The sequence below is a fragment of the Micromonospora sp. NPDC023644 genome (assembly GCF_040640115.1).
GTDB lineage: Bacteria > Actinomycetota > Actinomycetes > Mycobacteriales > Micromonosporaceae > Micromonospora.
Window position 1 is genome coordinate 33,668 of the sequence record NZ_JBFABA010000014.1, and the last position, 20,195, is coordinate 53,862.

Consider the following 20,195-nt stretch of genomic DNA (forward strand, 5'->3'; position numbering starts at 1 on the left):
CCCGGACCGCCGTTGCCAATTTCCTTCAGCCTGAATAGGGGCAGTGAAGGGTATCGACATAGATGCTCGTGACGATATACGGTGCGCGTCACCAGTTCATCGATGAGTCGGAACCCCTCCGCCCTTGTCTGAAGGAGCGCCATGAACGCGTCACGACCCGCCCGCCTCCCCCGACGCGGGGTGCTGGGCATGTCGGCTCTGGTGGCCACCGCGGTGGCCGTTGCTGCCAAGCCCGCCACGGCGAGCGCCGCGCCGCTCGCCGCGCCGAAGGCCGAGTGCCTCGCCGACCTGCTCGGGGAGTCCTGATGGCCACCATTCCCTGGCTGGTGGACGTCCTGCGGGGAGCGGGCGTCCAGGTCGTGACCCACGGCGACTGGGTGAACCGGATGCGCCCGGGCGACTTCAACCCGATCGGCGTGCTCTGGCACCACACGGCCGCCACCTCCAGCGCCACCAACCCGCACCCGGCGCTCAACATCTGCATCAACGGCCGGTCCGACCTGCCCGGCCCGCTCTGCCAGGCGCTCGTCGACTACCACGGCGTCTTCCACGTCATCTCCGCCGGGCGCTGCAACCACGCGGGCGTCAGCCGGGGCAGCGGGCCGATCCCCGCGGGCGACGGCAACACGCTGATGATCGGCTGGGAGATCGACTACAACGGGGTCAACCAGGAGATGACGGCGGCGCAGTACAACGCGTCGATCGCCGCCACGGCCGCCGTGCTCAAGCGGCTCGGCAGGGACGCCAGCTACGCCCGGGGCCACCGCGAGACGAGCACCACCGGCAAGATCGACCCGTCCTTCATCGACCTGAACACGATGCGCGCCGACGTCGCCGCGAAGATGGCGGGCACCACCACCTGGACCTCCGTGGTGGACAACTCCACCGCCGGCCGCTTCACCGCCAGCGCCAGCTGGGGCACCTCGACGTACTCGACCCAGCGCTACGGGGCCGACTACCGCTTCGCGGACCCCGTCGCCGCCAGCGACGCCGCCTGGTACAAGTTCAACGTCCCGGCGACCGCCAACTACCGGGTCGACGCCTGGTGGCCGGCCAACGCCGGCTACAACGCCGCGGCCCCGTACATCGTGTCCACCACGACCGGCAACCGCACGATCATCGTCGACCAGCGGGTGACCGGCGGGCAGTGGCGCACCCTCGGCACCTTCACGCTGCCGGCCGGGGACGCCAACCGGGTCGCGGTGAGCCGGTGGAGCTCGGCCCCCGGCCTCGTCATCGCCGACGCCGTCCGGCTCACCCGGCTCTGAGCCGCCGGCCCTCTCACGCGCGACGTCCGCCAGGCATCGGGGTGGCCCGGCGGACGTCGCGTCCGGCGTTTCAGGAGCGCGAGCAGGCGACCCCGTTGAGGGAGAAGCTCGTCGGGGACGAGTACGTCCCGCTCAGCGTCCCCTGGTAGCCGAAGCTCGCCGTGCCGCCCGGCGCGAGCGAGCCGTTCCAGCTGATGTTCCGCGCGGTCACCGCCGAGCCGCTCTGGCTCACCGTGGCGTTCCACGCGCTGGTGATCTGCTGCCCGGCCGGCAGGTTGTAGGTCAGCGTCCAGCCGTTGACCGCGCTCGACCCGGTGTTGGTGACCTGCACGTCGGCGGTGAAGCCGTTGCCCCACGCGTTCGGCGTGTACTTCACCGCGCATCCGGCGCCCGGCGGCGGCGTGCTGGGCGGGGGAGTGCCGGGCGGCGGGGTGCTCGGCGGCGGGGTGGTCGGGTTGCCCCCGCCGTTGACGGCGGCGGAGAACGAGGTCACCGCGAGCCCGGCGCCGCCCTGCCACGGCTCGAAGCCGGCCTGGATGCTGGTCAGGTACCAGGAGCTGGTGATCGCTCCCCGGTTGCGGGTGTCGTTGATGAACGCCAACAGGTTGAGGTTCGCGCTGCTGATCGCCGACGGGGCCAGGTACGAGATGACGTTGTTCGAGCCGTTGCTGCCCCGCCACACCTCCCAGCTTCGGCCGTCGATGGTGGCGGTGCCGACCGGGGAGCCGATGGGCTGGATCGGGCCCTGCCGGTTGAGCCAGATCATGATCTCCATCTGGTTCACCCCGTCCCGCTTTGGCGACGGGTCCAGCCAGATGTCGTACGAGGCGTTGTAGACGGCGTTGCTGACGTACCGGTAGGCGATGCTGCTGGTGGCGCTGCTGATCTGGCTGACCTGGATCGGCAGGTTGGTGCCGGGGGAGCAGTTGGTGTAGTGGCAGCCCAGGAAGACCGACGGGTACGCGGTCGGCGCGCCGTTGGTCGGGTTGCTGCCGTTCTGGGTGGTGATCTCGAAGCCGCTGTCGGTGACGTTGATGCACTGCTGGGCGGTGGTGCCCCAGCGGTTGTTCTGCACCACGTAGCGGCCCTGGATGGTGGTGGAGCCGTACTGCTCGCAGATCTGCGTGTCGGCGCTGGCGGTGCCGCCGAGGGCCACCGCGACGATCGAGCCGGTGGCGAGCAGCGCGGCTGCCGCGAGGGCCCGGAGTGGACGTTTCATGATGCTCCTTCGGCTTCGGCGCGGGACGCCGGACGGAGTCGGCCGATGGGCGCGGGAGCGCTCCCATGCTCAGTCGACACATTTACATCTCTGAAACCGCTGCGCAATGGGCGCGGGGTATTGGCGAGGTAAGTGAGGTTTGTCACGCCCGGGCCGGTCGGCCGGCAGGTGGTCCGCCGAAGCAGGGACGAGGGCCGCCGAGGAATGTTTCATCTGGGACGATTGACTCTGGTGTGTGCCGATTGCGCCGAGTAGTGTCTTGCCTCCAACGCGTGCCGAACCCCTCCGGAGGCGTACACCACCATGGGTGGCTCTCCCCTGCGCATCCTCGTCGTCGGCGCGGGCATCGCCGGTTTGGCCGTGGCCCGGGCGCTGCGGATGGCGGGCTTCCGGCCCGACGTCACCGAGAGGCTGCCCCCGGGCGAGCACGCCGAGACCGGTCTCTTCCTGCCCGGCAACGCGGCCCGGGCACTCTCCCGGCTCGACCTCGACGGGCCCGTCCGCCCGCTCGGGCACGTCATCCACCGGCAGCGGTTCCTCGACGCGGCCGGGGCGCCGCTGTGCGAGGTGGACCTCGACGCGCTCTGGTCCGGGGTCGGCGAGTGCCGGGCGCTGCCCCGGACGGAACTGCACCGGGTGCTGCTCACCGGCGCGGGCGGCGCCGTCCGGCACGGCGTCGAGGTGCGCACCGTCGACCTGCTGCCGCACGCCGTCGGCGTCACCTTCGCCGACGGCGCCACCGCCGAGTACGACCTCGTCGTCGGCGCCGACGGGCCGCGTTCCTCGATCCGGGCCCTGGCCGCGCTCGGCGGCCCGCCCCGGCCCGCCGGCCAGGTCGTCTACCGCGCCGTGGTGCGCGACGGTCCCCCGGTCGCCGAGTGGACCGCCCTGCTCGGCCAGCGCGCCGGCTTCCTGGTCGTGCCGATCGGCGCCGGGCGGCTGCACTGCTACGCCGACGAGGCCAGCACCGCCGCGCCGGCCGACCCGCCGGCCCGGCTGCGCGAGCTCTTCGGCGACTACGGCGGACCGGTGCCGGCCGTGCTGGAGGCGCTGGACCGGGTGCACGTCGGGATCACCGAGGAGGTGGAGCTGGGGTGCTGGTGGCGGGGGCGGGTGCTGCTCGTCGGGGACGCCGCGCACGCCACCGCGCCGACGCTGTCCCAGGGCGCGGCGATGGCGTTGGAGGACGCCGTGGTGCTCGCCGACTCCCTCCGGGCGGCCGACGGCGACGTCGAGGCGGCGCTGGCGGCGTACGAGAGTCGTCGTCGCCCGCGTACGCGATGGGTGCGGGACCGGACCCGCGACCGCAACCGGACCCGGGACGTGCCGCCCGCGCTGCGCGACCCGCTGCTGCGCGGGCGCGGCGACCGGATCTTCGGCGAGCACTACCGGTTGCTGCTCGGCCCGCTGTAGCGCCGGTGGCCGAGGACCGTCCGCGCCGGGGCGGTGCAGGCTACCCGACCACCCCACGCGGCACACCCACCTGCCGGGGACTATCCTCCTTGCGGATGACGGCCCGCAGATAACCAGCGCGTGCCGAGCGGGACAACCCAGAACCGGAGGCCACTCGTGACCACCGTCGCACCCAAGCCGGTCGTGACCCGGCCCTGGCCGGTCCGAGCGCCGGTCAAGGGGTCGGCCATCGCGCGGCTGCTGCGTACCACGGACGCGAAGCAGATCGGGATCATGTACATGGTCACCGCGTTCGTGTTCTTCATGATCGGTGGCCTGATGGCCCTGATCATGCGGGCCGAGTTGGCCCGGCCCGGGCTGCAGTTCCTGTCGCCCGAGCAGTACAACCAGCTGTTCACCATGCACGGCACGATCATGCTGCTGTTCTTCGCGACGCCGATCGTGTTCGCCTTCGCGAACTACGTGGTGCCGCTGCAGATCGGCGCGCCCGACGTGTCGTTCCCCCGGCTGAACAGCTTCGCCTACTGGCTGTTCCTGCTCGGCGGCTCGATGACGATGGTCGGCTTCCTCACCCCGGGCGGGGCCGCCGACTTCGGCTGGACCGCCTACGCGCCGCTGAGCAGCATCGAGCACTCCCCGGGCATCGGCGCCAACCTGTGGGTGATCGGCCTGGTCATCTCCGGCCTCGGCTCGATCCTCGGCGCGGTCAACCTGATCACCACGATCCTGACCCTGCGCGCGCCGGGCATGACGATGTTCCGGATGCCGATCTTCACCTGGAACATGCTGGTCACCAGCCTCCTGGTGATCCTGGTCTTCCCGCTGCTGGCCGCCGCGCTCATGGCGCTGGCCGCCGACCGGCTCCTGGGCGCCCACGTCTACGACCCGGCGACCGGCGGGCCGATGCTTTACCAGCACCTCTTCTGGTTCTTCGGCCACCCCGAGGTGTACATCATCGCGCTGCCGTTCTTCGGCATCATCTCCGAGGTCATCCCGGTCTTCTCCCGGAAGCCGATCTTCGGCTACAAGGGGCTGGTCGCCGCGACCATCGCCATCGCCGGCCTGTCGATGAGCGTCTGGGCGCACCACATGTTCTCCACCGGCCAGGTGCTGCTGCCGTTCTTCAGCTTCCTGAGCTACCTGATCGCCGTGCCGACCGGTATGAAGTTCTTCAACTGGATCGGCACCATGTGGCGCGGCCAGATCAGCTTCGAGACGCCGATGCTCTTCTCGATCGGCTTCCTGGTCACGTTCCTCTTCGGTGGCCTGACCGGTGTGCTGCTGGCCAGCCCGCCGCTCGACTTCCACCTGCACGACTCGTACTTTGTGGTGGCCCACTTCCACTACGTGCTCTTCGGCACCATCGTGTTCGCCGTCTTCGCCGGCATCTACTTCTGGTTCCCGAAGATGTTCGGCCGGATGCTCGACGAGCGGCTGGGCAAGGTGCACTTCTGGCTGACCATGATCGGCTTCCACACCACGTTCCTGGTGCAGCACTGGCTGGGCAACGAGGGCATGCCACGCCGGTACGCCGACTACCTGCCCGGCGACGGCTTCACCACGCTGAACATGATCTCCACCATCGGCGCGTTCATCACCGGCATCTCGACCCTGCCGTTCATCTGGAACTGCTGGAAGTCGTACAAGGCCGGCCCGGTGGTCGAGGTCGACGACCCGTGGGGTCACGGCAACTCGCTGGAGTGGGCGACCAGCTCCCCGCCCCCGCTGCGGAACTTCGACCGGATGCCGCGGATCCGCTCCGAGCGGCCGGCGTTCGACCTCAAGTTCCCGGAGCTGGCGGCCGGTCAGAGCCTGGCCGGCCCGCCCGAGGGCGGTGCCAAGCCGCTGACCAGCGAGTCCGACGGCGGCGCCAGCTACCGCGAGGACACCGCCAGCGACATCGACCGGCACTGACGCTCCGCACCACGTACGACGGGCGCCACCCCACCCGGGGCGGCGCCCGTCGGCGTTGCAAGGGGTACGCGCCCCGCAGCGGGGGCCGACGCTGACGACCCGGGCCGGGTCCCACCACCTCCGCTGCCGCCCGCCCCGGCGCCCCATGCCCAGCCCAGCCCCGTCTAGCGCGCCCCTGCTCCGCCCTGCCCTGCCCTGCTCCGTCTAGCGCGGCCCGGCCCATCCGGCGAGGCCCGGCGCCAGCTTGAGCGCGGACGTCATGATCAGTTGATCGAAAACCGGGCCAAACGGCGTGTGGACACCGGCTGGGCATCAAACGATCTTGCACGTCTGCCCGGTTACCTCCTCGCCTGAGCGGCGGGTTGGAGCGCGCCGGGGCAGGGCGCCGGGCTCGGGCGGTGGGTCAGGCGGCGGGGGCCGGGACGAGCTCGGGGGTGGGCGGGAGGGCGGCGGCGGTGCGGCGGCGGCGCAGCTCGATCGGGAGCACGGCCAGCGCCACCAGCGCGCCGACCGCCCCGGTGACCGCGAAGCCCCAGGCCGGCGCGGAGGCGTCGATGACGGCGCCCGCGAGGGGCGCGCCGACCGCGATGCCGACCGTGACCGCCGAGCCGTGCAGGCCCATCGCCTCGCCGCGTACGGAGGCGGGGACCAGCCGGCTGACCGCGTCCGAGGTGGCCGCGATGGTCGGCGCGCAGAGCGCCCCGGCGGGGATCAGCGCCAGGCAGAGCAGCCACCAGTGCGCCCCGCCCAGCCCGACCGGGATGGTGCAGAGGCTGAGCGCGGCCATCAGGGCCAGCGGCGAGAAGGAGCGGGTGACCGCCCCGTACGCGAAGCCGCCGACCAGCGAGGCGACCGCCCAGACGGCGAGGACGGCGCCCGTCCACCCGACGTCGCCGCTCTCCCGCAGCACGGCGACCACGGCCACGTCGGTGCCGCCGAGCACCAGCGTGCCGGCGGCGCTGACCGCCAGCACGGCGAGCAGGCGCGGGGTGAGCCACGACCGGCGGGGCGCCCTCGGCTGCGGCCCGGTCGGCTCGCCGCCGCCTCGGGTGGGCGGATCGAGCACCCAGAACGCGACGCCGGCGGCGACGATGCCGGCGCCGACCAGGTAGAGCGTGGTCCGCGCGGAGATCGCGGTGACCGCCGCCACGGCCAGCGCGGGACCGACCATGAACGACAGCTCCACCGACATGGAGTCCAGCGCGTACGCGGGGCGGCGCCGCTCCGGCGGCACCATCGCGGCGATGGACTGCCGGATCACCGAGAAGATCGGCAGGGCGAGCGAGCCGGCCAGGAACGCGGCGGGCAGCAGCACCTCGTACGGCAGCATCGGCGCGGTGGACCAGAAGGCGGCCTCGGCGAGGCCGGTCAGCACGAGCACCGGCCGCAGGCCGCGCCGGTCGACCAGGCGGCCGAGCAGCGGGCCGCCGATCGCGGCTCCCACGGTGATCGCCGCGCCGACGAGCCCGGCCGCGCCGTAGCCGCGCCCGAGGTCGAGCACGACGTAGAACGTCAGGGTCACCCCGGTGGCGGTGAGCGGGACGCGGGCGAGCACCGACACCAGCAGCAGCGACCGGAGACCGGGCAGGGCGAGCGCCTCCCGGTAAGGCTTCATGTTCATGTCGGTGCGTACCTCCGCCCGACATCCTCGGCCGGGAGGCACGGCACCGCCAACGAATTACCGCCTCATGCGGCCCTGATCACAGGCTTCCCGACAAGGGTGACCCCGGCGCCCTCCAGGGCGCGCAGCGCCACGTCGGTGGTGCCCGGGGCGACCCCGGCCGTCAGGTCCAGCAGCACCGTCGTGGCGAAGCCCTCGCGGGCGGCGTCCAGGGCGGTCGCCCGTACGCAGTGGTCGGTGGCGATCCCGACGACGTCGACCCGGTCCACCCCGTGCCGGCGCAGCCAGTCGGCCAGGCACTCGCCGTCGTCGGCGTGCCCCTCGAAGCCGGAGTACGCGGCCGCGTGCTCGCCCTTGTGGAAGATCGCCTCGATCTGGTCGGTGGCCAGGTCGGGGTGGAACTCCGAGCCCGGGGTGCCCACGACGCAGTGCCGCGGCCAGGAGTCCACGAAGTCCGGCGGGTCGCCGAAGTGGGCGCCCGGGTCGACGTGGTAGTCCTTCGTCGCGACGACGTGGTCCCAGCGGTCGGGCTCGGCGGCGAGCAGCCGGGTGACCCCGGCCGCCACGCCGGCCCCGCCGCCCACGGCCAGCGAGCCGCCCTCGCAGAAGTCGTTCTGCACGTCCACGACGATCAGCGCGTTGCTCACCTGGTGCTCCTTTCAGTCGGCCGGGACGACCGTGACCGGGATGGCCGGGTCGCCGGCGGAGAGCTTCAGCCCCTCCCAGGGGATGGAGATCAGGCACTGCCGCAGGTGCTCCCGCGACTCGTCCAGACTCGGCCGCTCGACCGGCTCGCCGCCGGCCAGGAACGTGTGCTGGAGCAGCCGGTCGTTGGGCCGGGCGTCGGGCACGCCCTGCGGCACGACGATCTCCTCGGTGGCGGTGCCGGTCGGCTTGTGCCGGCGTACGGCGACCTTCCGGCCGCCGATGGTGGCCTTGTGCTCGGAGCGCTTGACCACCGGGCGGCCCTCGACCTCGACGAGCTTGTAGACCAGCCCGGCGGTGGGGGCGCCGGAGCCGGTGACCACGGCGGTGCCCGCGCCGTACATGTCGACCGGCTCGGCGGCGAGCGAGGCGATGGCGTGCTCGTCGAGGTCGCCGGAGACGATGATCTTGGTTTCGGTGGCGCCCAGCGAGTCGAGCAGTTCGCGGGACTGCTGGGCGATCACCGCCAGGTCGCCCGAGTCGATCCGCACCGCCCGCAGGTCGGGCCCGGCCACCGCGATGGCGTTGCGGATGCCCTGGCTGATGTCGTACGTGTCGACCAGCAGCGTGGTGTCCTTGCCCAGCGTGGCGACCTGCGAGGCGAACGCGGCCCGCTCGTCGGTGTGCAGCAGGGTGAACGCGTGCGCGGCCGTGCCGGCGGTCGGGATGCCGTAGCGCCGCCCGGCGGCGAGGTTCGAGGTGAACCGGAACCCGGCCAGGTACGCGGCCCGCGCCGCGGCCACCGCCGCCTCCTCGTGCGCGCGCCGGGAGCCCATCTCGATCAGGGCCCGCCCGCGGGCCGCGGTGACCATCCGCGCGGCGGCGGCCGCGACGGCGCTGTCGTGGTTGAGCACCGAGAGCACGAGCGTCTCCAGCACCACGCACTCGGCGAAGCCGCCGGAGATCGTGAGGATCGGCGAGTTGGGGAAGAACAGCTCGCCCTCGGCGTAGCCCTCGACGTCGCCGGTGAAGCGGTAGTCGCGCAGCCAGGCGGCGGCCTGCTCGTCGACCACCCCGGTGCGCCGCAGGAAGTCGATCTCGTCGGCGTCGAAGCGGAAGTCGCGGATCAGCTCGATCAGCCGGCCGGTGCCGGCGACCACGCCGTAGCGGCGGCCGGCGGGCAGCCGGCGGCTGAACACCTCGAAGACGCAGCGGCGGTCGGCGGTGCCGTCGCGCAGGGCGGCACTGACCATGGTCAGCTCGTAGTGGTCGGTCAGCAGCGCGGGGCGAAGGGTGCTCACCGCCCCAGCCTAGGGTTCACCCGTTCTCGCCGCCGTCGTGGCCCGGGATCGCCTGCAGGGCGGCCCGCAGCTCCGCCCGGCCGGCGACCCCGAGCTTGCCGTAGATCCGCTGGAGGTGGTTCTCGACGGTGCGGGCGGAGAGGTAGAGCCGCTCGGCGATGGCCCGGCTGGTCACGCCGTCGGCGGCGAGCCGCGCCACCTGCCACTCGCGTTCGCTGAGCGTCGGGGAGCCGGCCTGCAACGCCGGGGTGCGGATCAGGTCGCAGCGGCCGAGCAGGGCGGCGAGGCGTTCCCGGGCCGCGGCCGCCGCCGGGGACCGCTGGCGGCGCAACCGGTCCAGGGCGGTGGCGGTGGCCTCCGCCGCGTAGACGGCCAGGTCCAGCGCGTCGAAGGCGTCGGCGACCGCCAGCAGCTCGTCGGCGGAGCCGCCCGCGGCGGCCCGGGCGTGCCGGGCGAGCAGCGGCGGCAGCAACCCGTCGACGCGTTCGGAGAGCTCGGCGAGCCGCTGCGCGACGGTGCGCCGGCTGCCGTCGGAGCAGGTCGGGCCGAGCGGCGCGGTCGCCTGGTCCAGCCGGACCAGGTCGTGCAGCACGTGCACCTCGTGGCCGGCGAAGCCGTCCGCGCGCAGCCGGTCGGCCAGCCCGGTCAGGTGCTTGACGGCACCGGACACGTCGCCGCCGGCGGCGAGCACCGCGCCCCGGGCCTGCTCCAGCCACGGGTACAGCACGACCATGCCGGGGGCGTGGGTGCGGTCGGCCTCCGCCATCGCCTCCGCCGCCTGCGCGGCGTCGCCCCGCAACGCCGCCGCCTGGGCCCGCTCGGCCTGGGCCAGTCCCGCGTAGACCCGGCTGGTGGCAAGCACCGCGCAGGCGCCGAGGCTGGTCCGCAGCGCCGCGTCGCTCTGGCCGCGCAGCCGGGCCGCGTACGCCTGGAGGATGGCCAGGTAGCCGGTGCCGAGCCGGAAGTCCCCGGCGCCGGCCAGGTCGGCGAACTCGTCGGCCACGATCGCGTCGATGCCGGCCAGGTCGCCCGCGAGCGCCAGCCGGGTGCCGCGGGCCAGCTCCAGGGCCAGTTGCAGGTACGGCATGTCCGCCCGCCACCGGCCCGCCTCGGCCTGCACCTGGTTGATCGCGGTGGCGCTGCGGTGCAGTTGCCCCCGCGCCGCCTGCAGGTGGGCGATCGTGCTGCGGGCCAGCTCCCGGGCGGCGACGCTCGCGGCCGGCCGGTCCAGCACCGTCTGCGCGAGCCGCAACGCGATGCCGGTGTCCAGCCGGTGCAGCCGCATGATGCCCTCGAAGGCCAGCACCCTCGCCTGGTCGGCGGAATCCCGCAGGGTCGACCTGCGGGCCGCGATCTCCTCCACCGTGGACTGCCGGCTCAGGCCCCAGTAGCTGACCATGCCCCGCACCGTCAGCCAGCGGCTCAGCCGCCGCTCGCCCTCGATGTCGGCGGCGACCGCGTCGAGCACCTCGATCGCCTCGTCCGGCCGGTCGGCGAACATCAGGATGGTGGCCAGCAGCTCCGCCGCGTCGAAGCCGCCGCCCGCGTCGAGCGCCGCGCGGGCCAGCCGGGTCGCCAGCGGCACGTCGTAGCGGGCGAACGCCTGCCCGGCCGCGTCGAGCAGCAGGGCCGGATCCTGCGCGGTGCCCGAGTCGAGCCGCCAGACGGCCACCCGGAGCAGGTCGTCGCGGCGTCGCTTGCCGACCAGCTCGAGCAGCTCGGCGAGGCGGGCCTGCAACCGCCGCGTCCGGCTGACGGGGCAGCGGCGGCGCATCACCTCGCCGTAGAGCGGGTGGGCCAGCCGCACGTTCGCCCGCCGGTCGTCGCGTTCCACGGTGATCAGCCCGCGCTCCTCGGCGGTCTCCACGTCCACCGGGTCGGCGGCCTGGTTGAGCAGGTGCAGGCCGAGCGGTTCGCCGAAGGCGACCAGCTCCACCACCCCGCGTACGCCCGAGGTGAGCTGGCCGATCCGGATGTCGATCAGGTCGGTCAGGTTGGGGGCCAGCTCCAGCCGGCCGGTCCACTTCCAGATCCCGTAGGTGCGGGTCAGCTCCCCGCGGTCGGCGGCGAACACCAGCTCCCGCAGCAGCAGCGGGTTGCCCTCGGAGAGCCGGCCGAGCCGGTCGGCGGAGGTGGCGTCGACCGGTCCGTTCAGGATCTCGGAGAGCAGCCGCGTGGTCTCGGCCGGCGGCAGCGGCTTCAGCTCGACGTGCTCGACCAGGCCGTCGGTCCACAGGGCCCGGATCGGCAGCGGGAGCTGCTCGCCGTCGCGCGACGTGCCGATGACCGTGGCGTTGTCGGCCCGGGCGACCAGGTGCACCAGCGCCGCCGAGGGCGGGTCGAGCAGGTGGGCGTCGTCGACGGCGAGCACGATCCGGCGGCCGGCCGCCTGCTGTTGCAGCACGTCCACCGCCCAGCGCAGGATGCCGGCGGGGGAGAGGCCCTGCGGCTGCTCGGTCGGGAGCACCTGGACGAGACCGCCGAAGGGGAGCGCGGCGGTGGTGGCGCTGGCCGCGATCGACCAGACGGCGTACCCGTCGCGGGGGAGGGCCGCCACTCCCTCGCGCAGCAGCCGGCTCTTGCCGATGCCCGCGTTGCCGCTGAAGAAGAGGCCCCGCCCCTCCGCGCCGGTCACCGCCGACAGCAGACGGTTGAGCTCATCCGTTCGGCCGACGAACCCCCACCGACTCATCGGGGCAGCATATCGACCGGAATCCGTCCGCGTGCACTTCGTCACGCACCGAAGTTGAGTAGTCTCGTAGTTACCCCTGAGTATTCGAAGTGTGCGGTCCGGGGCCCCGTCCGCCCGTACTCTTCCGGCATCCGCGGGTGCGACCCGGATGATTCCACGCGTCCGGCTGCTGCCGGTCGCCTGCCACGGGAGCCGCTTTCGATGAAGCCCGGTCCCCTTCCCGCCGTCGAGATGCCCGACGGCACGGCCGCCGCCGCGGAGCCGCCCCGCCGGGGGCGGCTGCCCGCCAGGCTGGGGGTGACCGAGCCCCGCCCGGAGGAGCCGCTGGCCGTGCTCGGCGTCGGCCCGGCCGGCGCGGGGCGCTCCGAGGTGCTCGCCCGCCTGCTCCAGCTCGATCCCACCATGCTCGCCGTGCCCGCCGGCAGTTGGCTCGTGGTGAGCCATTCCCGGGTGCCCACGCGGGCCGCCTACGTGCCCGGCTATCGCCAGCCCCACTCCTACGGCGCCGACCGGCTGGCCGCCGGGCCGGCGCTCGCGCGCCCGCCGCGCCGGGTCGAGCTGAGCCTGCCCGAGCCCCTGCTGCGGCACTTCAGCCTCGTCGACACGCCGGACACCGACGCGCTCGGCGTGGCCGGCGGCCAGCTGCTGCTCGACGCCGCCGGCCGGGCCGGGGCGGTGCTCTTCGTGATCGCCGCCGACCAGGCCTTCACCGCCGTCGAGCTCCATCTGCTCGCCGACCTCGCCCGCGCCGGCGTCGAGGTCGTCTTCGGGGTCACCCCGGGCGCGGGCGGCTGGGCCCCGGTGCCGGAGGGCGCGACGACGACGGAGGGCACGGGGGCGTCCGTCGGGTCGCCCTCCGCACCGGTGGACCCGGTCGCGGTCACCGTCGAGGCGCACCGGGCGGCCCTGCTGGCCGCCGTACCCGCGCTCGCCGACGCCCGCTGGTTCCCGCTCGACGCCGCGGATGACGGGGCGGACCTGCGCCGGGCCCTGGTCGGCTGGGCCGCCGACGAGGGGCTACGGCGGGCGAGCGCCGAGCCGCCGGTGCTGCCCGGGTCGCAGGGCCGGGTGCCGGTGCTGACCGACCCGGGCGACTGGTCGGAGCAGCTCGACCGGCAGGCCCGCTCCTCCGCCCGACGCATCCGCCAACACCTCGCCCTGGAGCTGGCGAACATCCACCTCCGCGTGGTGCAGGAGATCGTCTTCGGGGTCGGCTGCGCCGGCCTGCCGCAGCTGCTCGACCGGGAGATGGAGGCGCTGTCGCTGCTGGCCACCGCCCAGTGCGACGAGGCGGTGCGCGGGCTCTTCGAGGAGGCCGCCGGCCGGGTCTTCGGCACGCCGCTGCCGGTGGGCGTCCGCCGGCGCCTCCACGCCCCGGTGCGCTGGGGCCTGACGGACCACCGGGGCGAGCACGAGCTGGACCGCGTGCTGCTGGTCACCAGCACCGGCGGCGTGGCGGGGCTGACCGGCATCGGCGCGACCGACGCGCTGGCGAGCTATCCGGGCGTCGAGCGCGTGGAGGTGCTCCCGCCGGTGGCCGTGGCCCTCTCGGGCGGCTGCTGGCAGCACTGGCGCAGCCCCGGCAACCACGACCCCAACGCCGCCCGGGCCTGGGCGCAGCGCGCGCTGCGCGAGGTCGAACTGGAGCTGTCCCGGGAGGTCTCCCGGCGGTTCGAGGTCGTCCGCCTCTCGCTGGACGGGGTGCTCTCCGATGCTGTCGACCACGGCATCCTGCTCGCCTGAGGGCGGTCGGGCCGCTCGCGGCGTCGGCCCCGCGCCGAGGTCGCTCGGTGCCGCGGACGCCCCTGACCAGGCCGGACGCGGCGATCCGCGACGGGCCGGCGTTCCGGTTCCTCGGTTCGCCGAATCCGGTGGCACGATGGGGGGCATGGCGGCTCCACAGGTTGCACCTGTCGAGACGCCGGACACCGACGAGGTGCCGGCGTCCGACCGACCGTGGGTCACGATCGTGTGGGACGACCCGGTCAACCTCATGACGTACGTGACCTGGGTCTTTCAGAAGCTCTTCGGCTACAGCCGGGAGAAGGCGGAACAGCTCATGCTCGACGTGCACCACAAGGGCCGTGCCGTGGTCTCCAGCGGCGCCCGGGAACGGATGGAGCACGACGCGTCGCAGTTGCACGCGTACGGGCTGTGGGCGACGGTGGACCGGTCGTGAGCATGTTCCGTCGCCAGGGCGACCGCTACGTCGCCACCTTCGCCGTCGACGAGGTGCGGGTGCTGCGGAAGGTGGCCTCCGAGGTGGTCGGGCTGCTCACCGACGGCTTCGACCACGCCGACCCGGTGGTGGGCCGGCTCTTCCCCGAGGTCTACCCGGAGGACCCGTCCGGCACGGCCGAGTTCCGCCGCTACACCGAGGGCGACCTCAAGACCGCCAAGATCGACCAGGCCGGCGCGATCCTCGCCTCGCTGCCCGACGAGGCCGGCGGCGAGGTGCGTCTCGACGCGGAGGCGGCCGAGGCGTGGCTGCGGGCGCTCAACGACGCCCGGCTGGCCATGGGCGTCCGGCTGGAGATCAAGGACGGCACCGACCTCGGCGAGGAGCTCGACGACGCGGTCGCCGAGGATCCGACCTCCAGCCGGGTGTTCCAACTATCGGTCTACGCGTACCTCGGCTATCTCCAGGAATCCCTGCTCAACGCCTTGATCGACTAGGCGTGACCGCCGACACCTTAAGGTCGCGGCAGGTACGCGTTAGGCTGGAGCACGTGCTGAGCATCGACCGGTCGATCGTCGACGCGATCGTCGCCCACGCCCGTCGGGACCACCCCGACGAGGCGTGCGGCGTGGTCGCCGGCCCCGCCGGCAGCGACACCCCCACCCGGCACATCCCGATGGACAACGCGGCCCGTTCCATGACGTTCTACGAGTTCGACTCGATGGAGCAGCTGCGGGTGTGGCGTGAGATGGACGACCGGGACGAGGAGCCCGTCGTCATCTACCACTCGCACACCGCCACGGAGGCCTACCCGTCCCGCACGGACATCTCCTTCGCCGGCGAGCCCGGCGCCCACTACCTGCTGGTCTCCACCCGCGACCCCGGCACGGAGGAGATCCGCTCCTTCCGGATCGTCGACGGCGTGGTGACCGAGGAGCCGGTCCGGATCGTGGACGCGGGGGTGGACCCGCACGCCGTGCAGTCCTACATGTTCGGGCAGAGCCCGGCGACGGTCGACTACGAGTGTTCCGGCCGCTGATCCAGCGCCGCCACACCCGTCCACGTCCCGTCACCTTCCGGCACGCCCGACCATCATCGAGGAGCACGACATCATGGCCATCGAGGTTCGCATCCCCACCATCCTGCGCAGCTACACCGGCGGCGCGAAGGTCGTCGAGGGCGCCGGCGACACCCTGGGCGACCTGCTCGCCGACCTGGACTCCCGGCACGCCGGCCTGAGGGCCCGGCTGGTCACCGACGCCGGCGCGCTGCACCGCTTCGTCAACGTCTACGTCAACGACGAGGACGTCCGCTTCCTCGGCGCGCTGGACGCCAAGCTCAACGACGGCGACAGCGTGACCATCCTGCCGGCCGTCGCCGGTGGCGCGTTCGGCTTCGCCGCGGCCGCCGCGATCGCCCAGCACGGCGCCGCGGTCGCCGCACGGCCGGCCGCCGCCGCCCGCTGACGGCGGCGGTCGCCATGGCGCGGTACGACAGCCTCCTCGACGCCTGCGGGGGGACGCCCCTGGTGGGGCTGCCCCGGCTCTCCCCGACGGTGCCGGACGGGTCGCCGCCGGTGCGGCTCTGGGCGAAGCTGGAGGACCGGAACCCGACCGGCAGCATCAAGGACCGGGCGGCCCTGTTCATGGTCCGGGCGGCCGAGGAGTCCGGCCGGCTCCGGCCGGGCGACACCATCCTCGAGCCGACCAGCGGCAACACCGGCATCTCGCTGGCCATGGTCGCCAAGCTGCGCGGCTACCGGCTGGTCTGCGTGATGCCGGAGAACGTCTCGACCGAGCGGGTGCAGCTGCTCCGGATGTACGGCGCGGAGATCATCTTCTCGCCGGCGGCGGGCGGCTCCAACCAGGCGGTGGCGACCGCCAAGCAGATCTCGGCCGAGCACCCCGACTGGGTCATGCTCTTCCAGTACGGCAACGAGGCGAACGCCCGGGCGCACTACGAGACCACCGGCCCGGAGCTGCTGCACGACCTGCCCACGATCACGCACTTCGTGGCGGGTCTCGGCACCACCGGGACGCTGATGGGCACCGGGCGCTACCTGCGGGAGAAGGTCGACGGCATCCAGGTCGTCGCGGCCGAGCCGCGCTACGGCGAGCTGGTCTACGGGCTGCGCAACATCGACGAGGGGTACGTCCCCGAGCTCTACGACGCGTCGGTGCTGTCCCGGCGCTTCTCCGTCGGCACCCGCGACGCGGTGCTGCGGACCCGGCAGCTCGTGGAGGTGGAGGGCATCTTCGCCGGGTTCTCCACGGGCGCGATCCTGCACGCCGCCCTGGCGGTGGCGCACGAGGCCGTCCGCGCCGGCCAGCGGGCCGACGTGGCCTTCGTGGTCGCCGACGGCGGCTGGAAGTACCTCTCCACCGGGGCGTACGGCGGCACCCTCGCCGACGCGGAGGAAGCCCTGGAGGGCCAGCTCTGGGCGTGACGCCGAGCGGCCGGGCCGCCGACCCGCGTCGGTGGCCCGGCCGCGCGTCACCGCCGTCGGGGCGCGGCCGATCCGTTCACCCAGCGCTACCGGCGGACGCCGTCTCGTCACGGTCGCCGGGTGGGCGGCGCGGCGGGGCCCGGGTGGGTGTCACGTTGGTGACAACTTCCAGTGGATGACTCTTGTCCCCGCGCGGGCGCGCGTAGGCTGCCCTGCGTGGCGTACGCGTCGGTAGAGATCATCCACAGAGGGACCGTCGGCGCGGAAACTACGCATCGTGATAGCGAGACAACTCGATGCGACTGACCGTCCTGGGCTGCGCGGGCAGTTTCCCCGGTCCCGAGTCCCCATGCTCGGCCTATCTCGTCGAGGCGGACGGCTTCCGGCTGCTGGTCGACTTCGGCTCCGGGTCGCTGTCCAACCTCCAGCGCTACGCGGGGCTGCACGCCCCGGACGCCATCATCCTGACCCACCTGCACTGCGACCACATCCTCGACGCCGCCTCCTACGTGGTGGTGCGCCGCTACGCCCCCGACGGGCCCTACCCGTCGCTGCCGGTCTACGCCCCCTCCGGTGCGCCGGACCGGCTGGCCGCCGCGTACGGGCAGGAGGACAGCACGGTCGAGGACGTCTACCAGTTCTACGCCCTCGAACCCGGCACCTTCCCGATCGGCCCCTTCGCGGTCACCGTCGACCGGGTGAACCACCCCGTCGAGACGTACGGCGTCCGGCTGGAGCACGACGGCCGGGTGCTCTGCTACTCCTCGGACACCGCGCCCTGCGACGCGCTGCTCCGGCTGGCCCAGGACGCCGACACGTTCCTCTGCGAGGCGAGCTACCTCGACGGTGTGGAGAACCCGCCGGACCTGCACCTGACCGGCCGGGAGGCCGGAGAGGCGGCGACCAAGGCGGGGGTGGGCCGGCTGCTGCTCACCCACCTGGTGGCCGCCTGGGGCAGCGAGGCGCACACCGTGGAGTCGGCCGGCTCCGCCTACGACGGGCCGCTCGAGGTGGTCCGGCCCGGCGCCAGCTACGAGATCTGACCGGCCGGCGCCCGGGGCGGGGCACCCCGGGGCGAACCGATCGCGGCACCGCATAGGGTGCAGGGATGGCACGACCTGACGGGCGGCGACCCGACGAACTCCGACCTGTGACGTTGACCCGGGGCTGGAGCACCCATCCGGAGGGCTCGGTGCTCGTGGAGTTCGGCGGCACCCGGGTGCTCTGCACCGCCAGCGTGACCGAGGGCGTGCCCCGCTGGCGCAAGGGCTCCGGGCTCGGCTGGGTCACCGCCGAGTACGCGATGCTGCCGCGGGCCACCAACACCCGCTCCGACCGGGAGAGCGTGAAGGGCCGCGTCGGCGGCCGTACGCACGAGATCTCCCGGCTGATCGGCCGGAGCCTGCGGGCGTCCATCGACCTGAAGGCCCTCGGCGAGAACTCGATCGTGCTCGACTGCGACGTGCTCCAGGCCGACGGCGGCACCCGCACCGCCGCGATCACCGGCGCGTACGTGGCGCTGCACGACGCGGTGACCTGGCTGGCCGGGCGCAAGTCGCTGGTCGGCAAGCCGGAGAAGGTGATGCACCGCTCGGTGGCCGCGATCAGCGTCGGGATCATCGACGGCGAGCCGCGGCTGGACCTCGACTACACCGAGGACGTGGCCGCCGAGGTCGACATGAACGTGGTGTGCACCGGCGCCGGCGAGTTCGTCGAGGTGCAGGGCACCGGGGAGGCGGGCGTGTTCGCCCGCGAGCAGCTCGACGCCCTGCTCGACCTGGCCGTCGCCGGCTGCGTGGAACTGGCCGAAGCCCAGCGGAAGGCGCTCTCCCTCCCGTGAGCGCGAGGAGTGAGCCTGCGAGCCCCGCAGTCGCGAACAAAGGTGGATTCTGATGAACAAGGTGCTGCTCGCCACCCGTAACCGTAAGAAGCTCGTCGAGCTCCAGCGGATCCTCGACGGCGCGCTCGGCGCGCACCGCGTCGCCCTGATCGGGCTCGACGACGTCGAGGAATACCCGGAGCTGCCCGAGAGCGGTCTGACCTTCGGCGAGAACGCGCTGATCAAGGCGCGGGAGGGCTGCCGGCGCACCGGCCTGCCGACGATCGCCGACGACTCCGGGCTCGCCGTCGAGGCGCTCAACGGCATGCCGGGGGTGTTCAGCGCCCGCTGGGCCGGCCGGCACGGCAACGACCAGGCCAACCTGCAGCTGGTGCTGGACCAGATCGCGGACCTCCCCGACGAGCACCGGGGCGCGTCGTTCGTCTGCACGGTGGCCCTGGTGCTGCCCGGCGGCAAGGAACACCTGGTCGACGGCAGGCAGAACGGCCGGCTGCTCCGGGCGCCGCGCGGCGACGGCGGGTTCGGCTACGACCCGATCTTCCTCGGCGACGGGCAGGACCGCACCAACGCCGAGCTGACGCCGCAGGAGAAGGACGCGGTCAGCCACCGGGGCAAGGCGCTGCGGGAGCTGGCCAAGCTCGTCGCCAAGGTGCTGCCGCCCGCGAGCTGACGGCCCCGCCCCGGTGGGAGGGGTGCTGACGGGCTTCGCCGTCATCGTCACCGTCATCGCCGTCGGCTACGCGCTCGGCCGCGGCGGGGTGCTGGGGCCGGAGGCCGCCACCGTCCTCTCCCGCGTCGCGTTCTTCGTGGCGACCCCGGCGCTGCTGTTCGAGACGGTGTCGCGGGCCGACGTGCCCGCGGTCGTCTCGTCCTCGCTCGTCGTCACGGTGGTCAGCACCACCGCCGTGGCGTCGGTGTTCGTCGCCGTCGCGAGCCTCTGCTGGCGCCGCTCCGTCGCGGAGGCGACGATCGGCGCCCTGGCCTCGTCGTACGTCAACGCGGCGAACATCGGCATCCCGGTCGCGGTCTACGTCCTCGGGGACGCCTCGTTCGTCGCGCCCGTCCTGATGTTCCAGCTGGTCGTCATGACGCCGGTCGCGTTCGCCTTCCTGGAGGCGGCCACGGCGCGCAGGAGACCGTCGCTCGGCACGGTGGTGCTCCAGCCGCTCACCAACCCGGTCACCATCGCGTGCGCGTTGGGCGTCGCGGCCAGCCTGACCGGCTGGCTGCCGCCGGAGCCGGTCCTGCGGCCGATCGAACTGGTCGCGGCGATGGCGGTCCCCGCCACGCTGATCGCGTACGGCGTCTCCCTGCACGGCGCGCCGCGGCCCGGCTCCGGCGACACCGGACGGGACGTCCGGCTCGCGGTCGTCCTCAAGACGGTGGTCCAGCCCACCGTCGCCTACCTCGTCGCGCGCTTCGCGATGGGGCTGCCGGCCGGCCTCGTGCTGGCCTGCACGGTCACCGCCGCCCTGCCGACGGCGCAGAACGTCTTCGTCTACGCGATCCGCTACGGCCGGGGCACGGTCCTGGCGCGCGACTCGATCCTGCTGTCGACGGTGGCCGCCGTGCCCGTGCTGGTCGGCGTGGCGGTGCTGGCGGGCTGAGACCGCCGCGGGCGACGCGATTCGGCTGCCCGCGCGGCACCCCGGGCCAC

At 73.4% G+C, this 20,195-nt stretch carries 19 protein-coding genes; 14 read left to right on the forward strand and 5 right to left on the reverse strand.

The genetic code is table 11. The features are described from left to right. Positions 1-141: 141 nt before the first annotated feature. On the forward strand, positions 142-306 hold the full coding sequence (locus AB0G08_RS13740; protein ID WP_165947736.1) for a hypothetical protein: 165 nt from the start codon (positions 142-144) through the stop codon (positions 304-306). Continuing rightward, positions 306-1,268 carry an N-acetylmuramoyl-L-alanine amidase gene (locus tag AB0G08_RS13745; protein WP_358087050.1) on the forward strand — a complete coding sequence of 321 codons (963 nt, stop codon included), beginning with the start codon at positions 306-308 and terminating at the stop codon, positions 1,266-1,268. Before AB0G08_RS13740 ends, AB0G08_RS13745 begins: the two co-directional genes overlap by 1 nt. Positions 1,269-1,338: 70 nt before the next feature. Here AB0G08_RS13745 and AB0G08_RS13750 read toward each other — a convergent pair whose 3' ends face one another. Then, positions 1,339-2,487 (reverse strand): cellulose binding domain-containing protein, encoded by a 1,149-nt coding sequence (locus AB0G08_RS13750; RefSeq protein ID WP_358087052.1) that lies wholly within the window; start codon positions 2,485-2,487, stop codon positions 1,339-1,341. Positions 2,488-2,790: 303 nt separating this feature from the next. On the opposite strand from AB0G08_RS13750, the gene AB0G08_RS13755 reads away from it, so the two are divergent. Then, a complete protein-coding gene (locus AB0G08_RS13755) occupies positions 2,791-3,900 on the forward strand; it encodes an FAD-dependent monooxygenase (protein ID WP_358087054.1) in 1,110 nt (369 codons plus the stop codon). 156 nt (positions 3,901-4,056) lie between these two features. Continuing rightward, a complete protein-coding gene (gene ctaD / locus AB0G08_RS13760; protein ID WP_358087056.1) occupies positions 4,057-5,814 on the forward strand; it encodes a cytochrome c oxidase subunit I in 1,758 nt (585 codons plus the stop codon). Between the two features lie 403 nt (positions 5,815-6,217). On the opposite strand, the gene AB0G08_RS13765 is transcribed toward ctaD, so the two are convergent. The 4 genes from AB0G08_RS13765 to AB0G08_RS13780 form a co-directional block, all read right to left on the reverse strand. Then, positions 6,218-7,435: an MFS transporter gene (locus AB0G08_RS13765; RefSeq protein WP_358087058.1), complete on the reverse strand. Its 1,218-nt coding sequence runs from the start codon at positions 7,433-7,435 to the stop codon at positions 6,218-6,220. A 65-nt stretch (positions 7,436-7,500) separates the two neighbouring features. Then, complete coding sequence (locus tag AB0G08_RS13770) at positions 7,501-8,082, reverse strand: isochorismatase family protein (protein WP_358087060.1); 582 nt, start codon at positions 8,080-8,082, stop codon at positions 7,501-7,503. 12 nt (positions 8,083-8,094) lie between these two features. Further along, the gene (locus AB0G08_RS13775; RefSeq protein WP_358087062.1) at positions 8,095-9,381 is read right to left on the reverse strand and encodes a nicotinate phosphoribosyltransferase; all 1,287 of its coding nucleotides are present in this window, start codon (positions 9,379-9,381) and stop codon (positions 8,095-8,097) included. Between the two features lie 16 nt (positions 9,382-9,397). Further along, a complete protein-coding gene (locus tag AB0G08_RS13780) occupies positions 9,398-12,073 on the reverse strand; it encodes a LuxR C-terminal-related transcriptional regulator (protein WP_358087064.1) in 2,676 nt (891 codons plus the stop codon). A 201-nt stretch (positions 12,074-12,274) separates the two neighbouring features. Here AB0G08_RS13780 and AB0G08_RS13785 point away from each other — a divergent pair, with 201 nt between their 5' ends. The 10 genes from AB0G08_RS13785 (at position 12,275) to AB0G08_RS13830 (ending at position 20,145) form a co-directional block, all read left to right on the forward strand. Beyond that, positions 12,275-13,816 (forward strand): hypothetical protein, encoded by a 1,542-nt coding sequence (locus AB0G08_RS13785; RefSeq protein WP_358087066.1) that lies wholly within the window; start codon positions 12,275-12,277, stop codon positions 13,814-13,816. Between the two features lie 145 nt (positions 13,817-13,961). Then, entirely contained in the window at positions 13,962-14,252 is a 291-nt protein-coding gene (gene clpS, locus AB0G08_RS13790; protein ID WP_089001780.1) for an ATP-dependent Clp protease adapter ClpS, read from the forward strand. A 2-nt stretch (positions 14,253-14,254) separates the two neighbouring features. Continuing rightward, entirely contained in the window at positions 14,255-14,749 is a 495-nt protein-coding gene (locus AB0G08_RS13795; protein ID WP_358087215.1) for a DUF2017 domain-containing protein, read from the forward strand. Between the two features lie 53 nt (positions 14,750-14,802). Beyond that, entirely contained in the window at positions 14,803-15,291 is a 489-nt protein-coding gene (locus AB0G08_RS13800; protein WP_357868187.1) for a M67 family metallopeptidase, read from the forward strand. Between the two features lie 73 nt (positions 15,292-15,364). Further along, positions 15,365-15,718 (forward strand): MoaD family protein, encoded by a 354-nt coding sequence (locus AB0G08_RS13805; protein WP_358087067.1) that lies wholly within the window; start codon positions 15,365-15,367, stop codon positions 15,716-15,718. Positions 15,719-15,732: 14 nt separating this feature from the next. Continuing rightward, positions 15,733-16,698 (forward strand): pyridoxal-phosphate dependent enzyme, encoded by a 966-nt coding sequence (locus AB0G08_RS13810; RefSeq protein WP_358087068.1) that lies wholly within the window; start codon positions 15,733-15,735, stop codon positions 16,696-16,698. A 296-nt stretch (positions 16,699-16,994) separates the two neighbouring features. Then, entirely contained in the window at positions 16,995-17,741 is a 747-nt protein-coding gene (locus AB0G08_RS13815) for an MBL fold metallo-hydrolase (protein ID WP_358087070.1), read from the forward strand. A gap of 65 nt (positions 17,742-17,806) precedes the next feature. Continuing rightward, entirely contained in the window at positions 17,807-18,538 is a 732-nt protein-coding gene (gene rph, locus AB0G08_RS13820; RefSeq protein WP_358087072.1) for a ribonuclease PH, read from the forward strand. A 52-nt stretch (positions 18,539-18,590) separates the two neighbouring features. Next, a complete protein-coding gene (rdgB, locus tag AB0G08_RS13825; RefSeq protein ID WP_358087074.1) occupies positions 18,591-19,208 on the forward strand; it encodes an RdgB/HAM1 family non-canonical purine NTP pyrophosphatase in 618 nt (205 codons plus the stop codon). Positions 19,209-19,230: 22 nt separating this feature from the next. Beyond that, on the forward strand, positions 19,231-20,145 hold the full coding sequence (locus AB0G08_RS13830) for an AEC family transporter (RefSeq protein WP_358087076.1): 915 nt from the start codon (positions 19,231-19,233) through the stop codon (positions 20,143-20,145). Positions 20,146-20,195 lie beyond the last annotated feature (50 nt).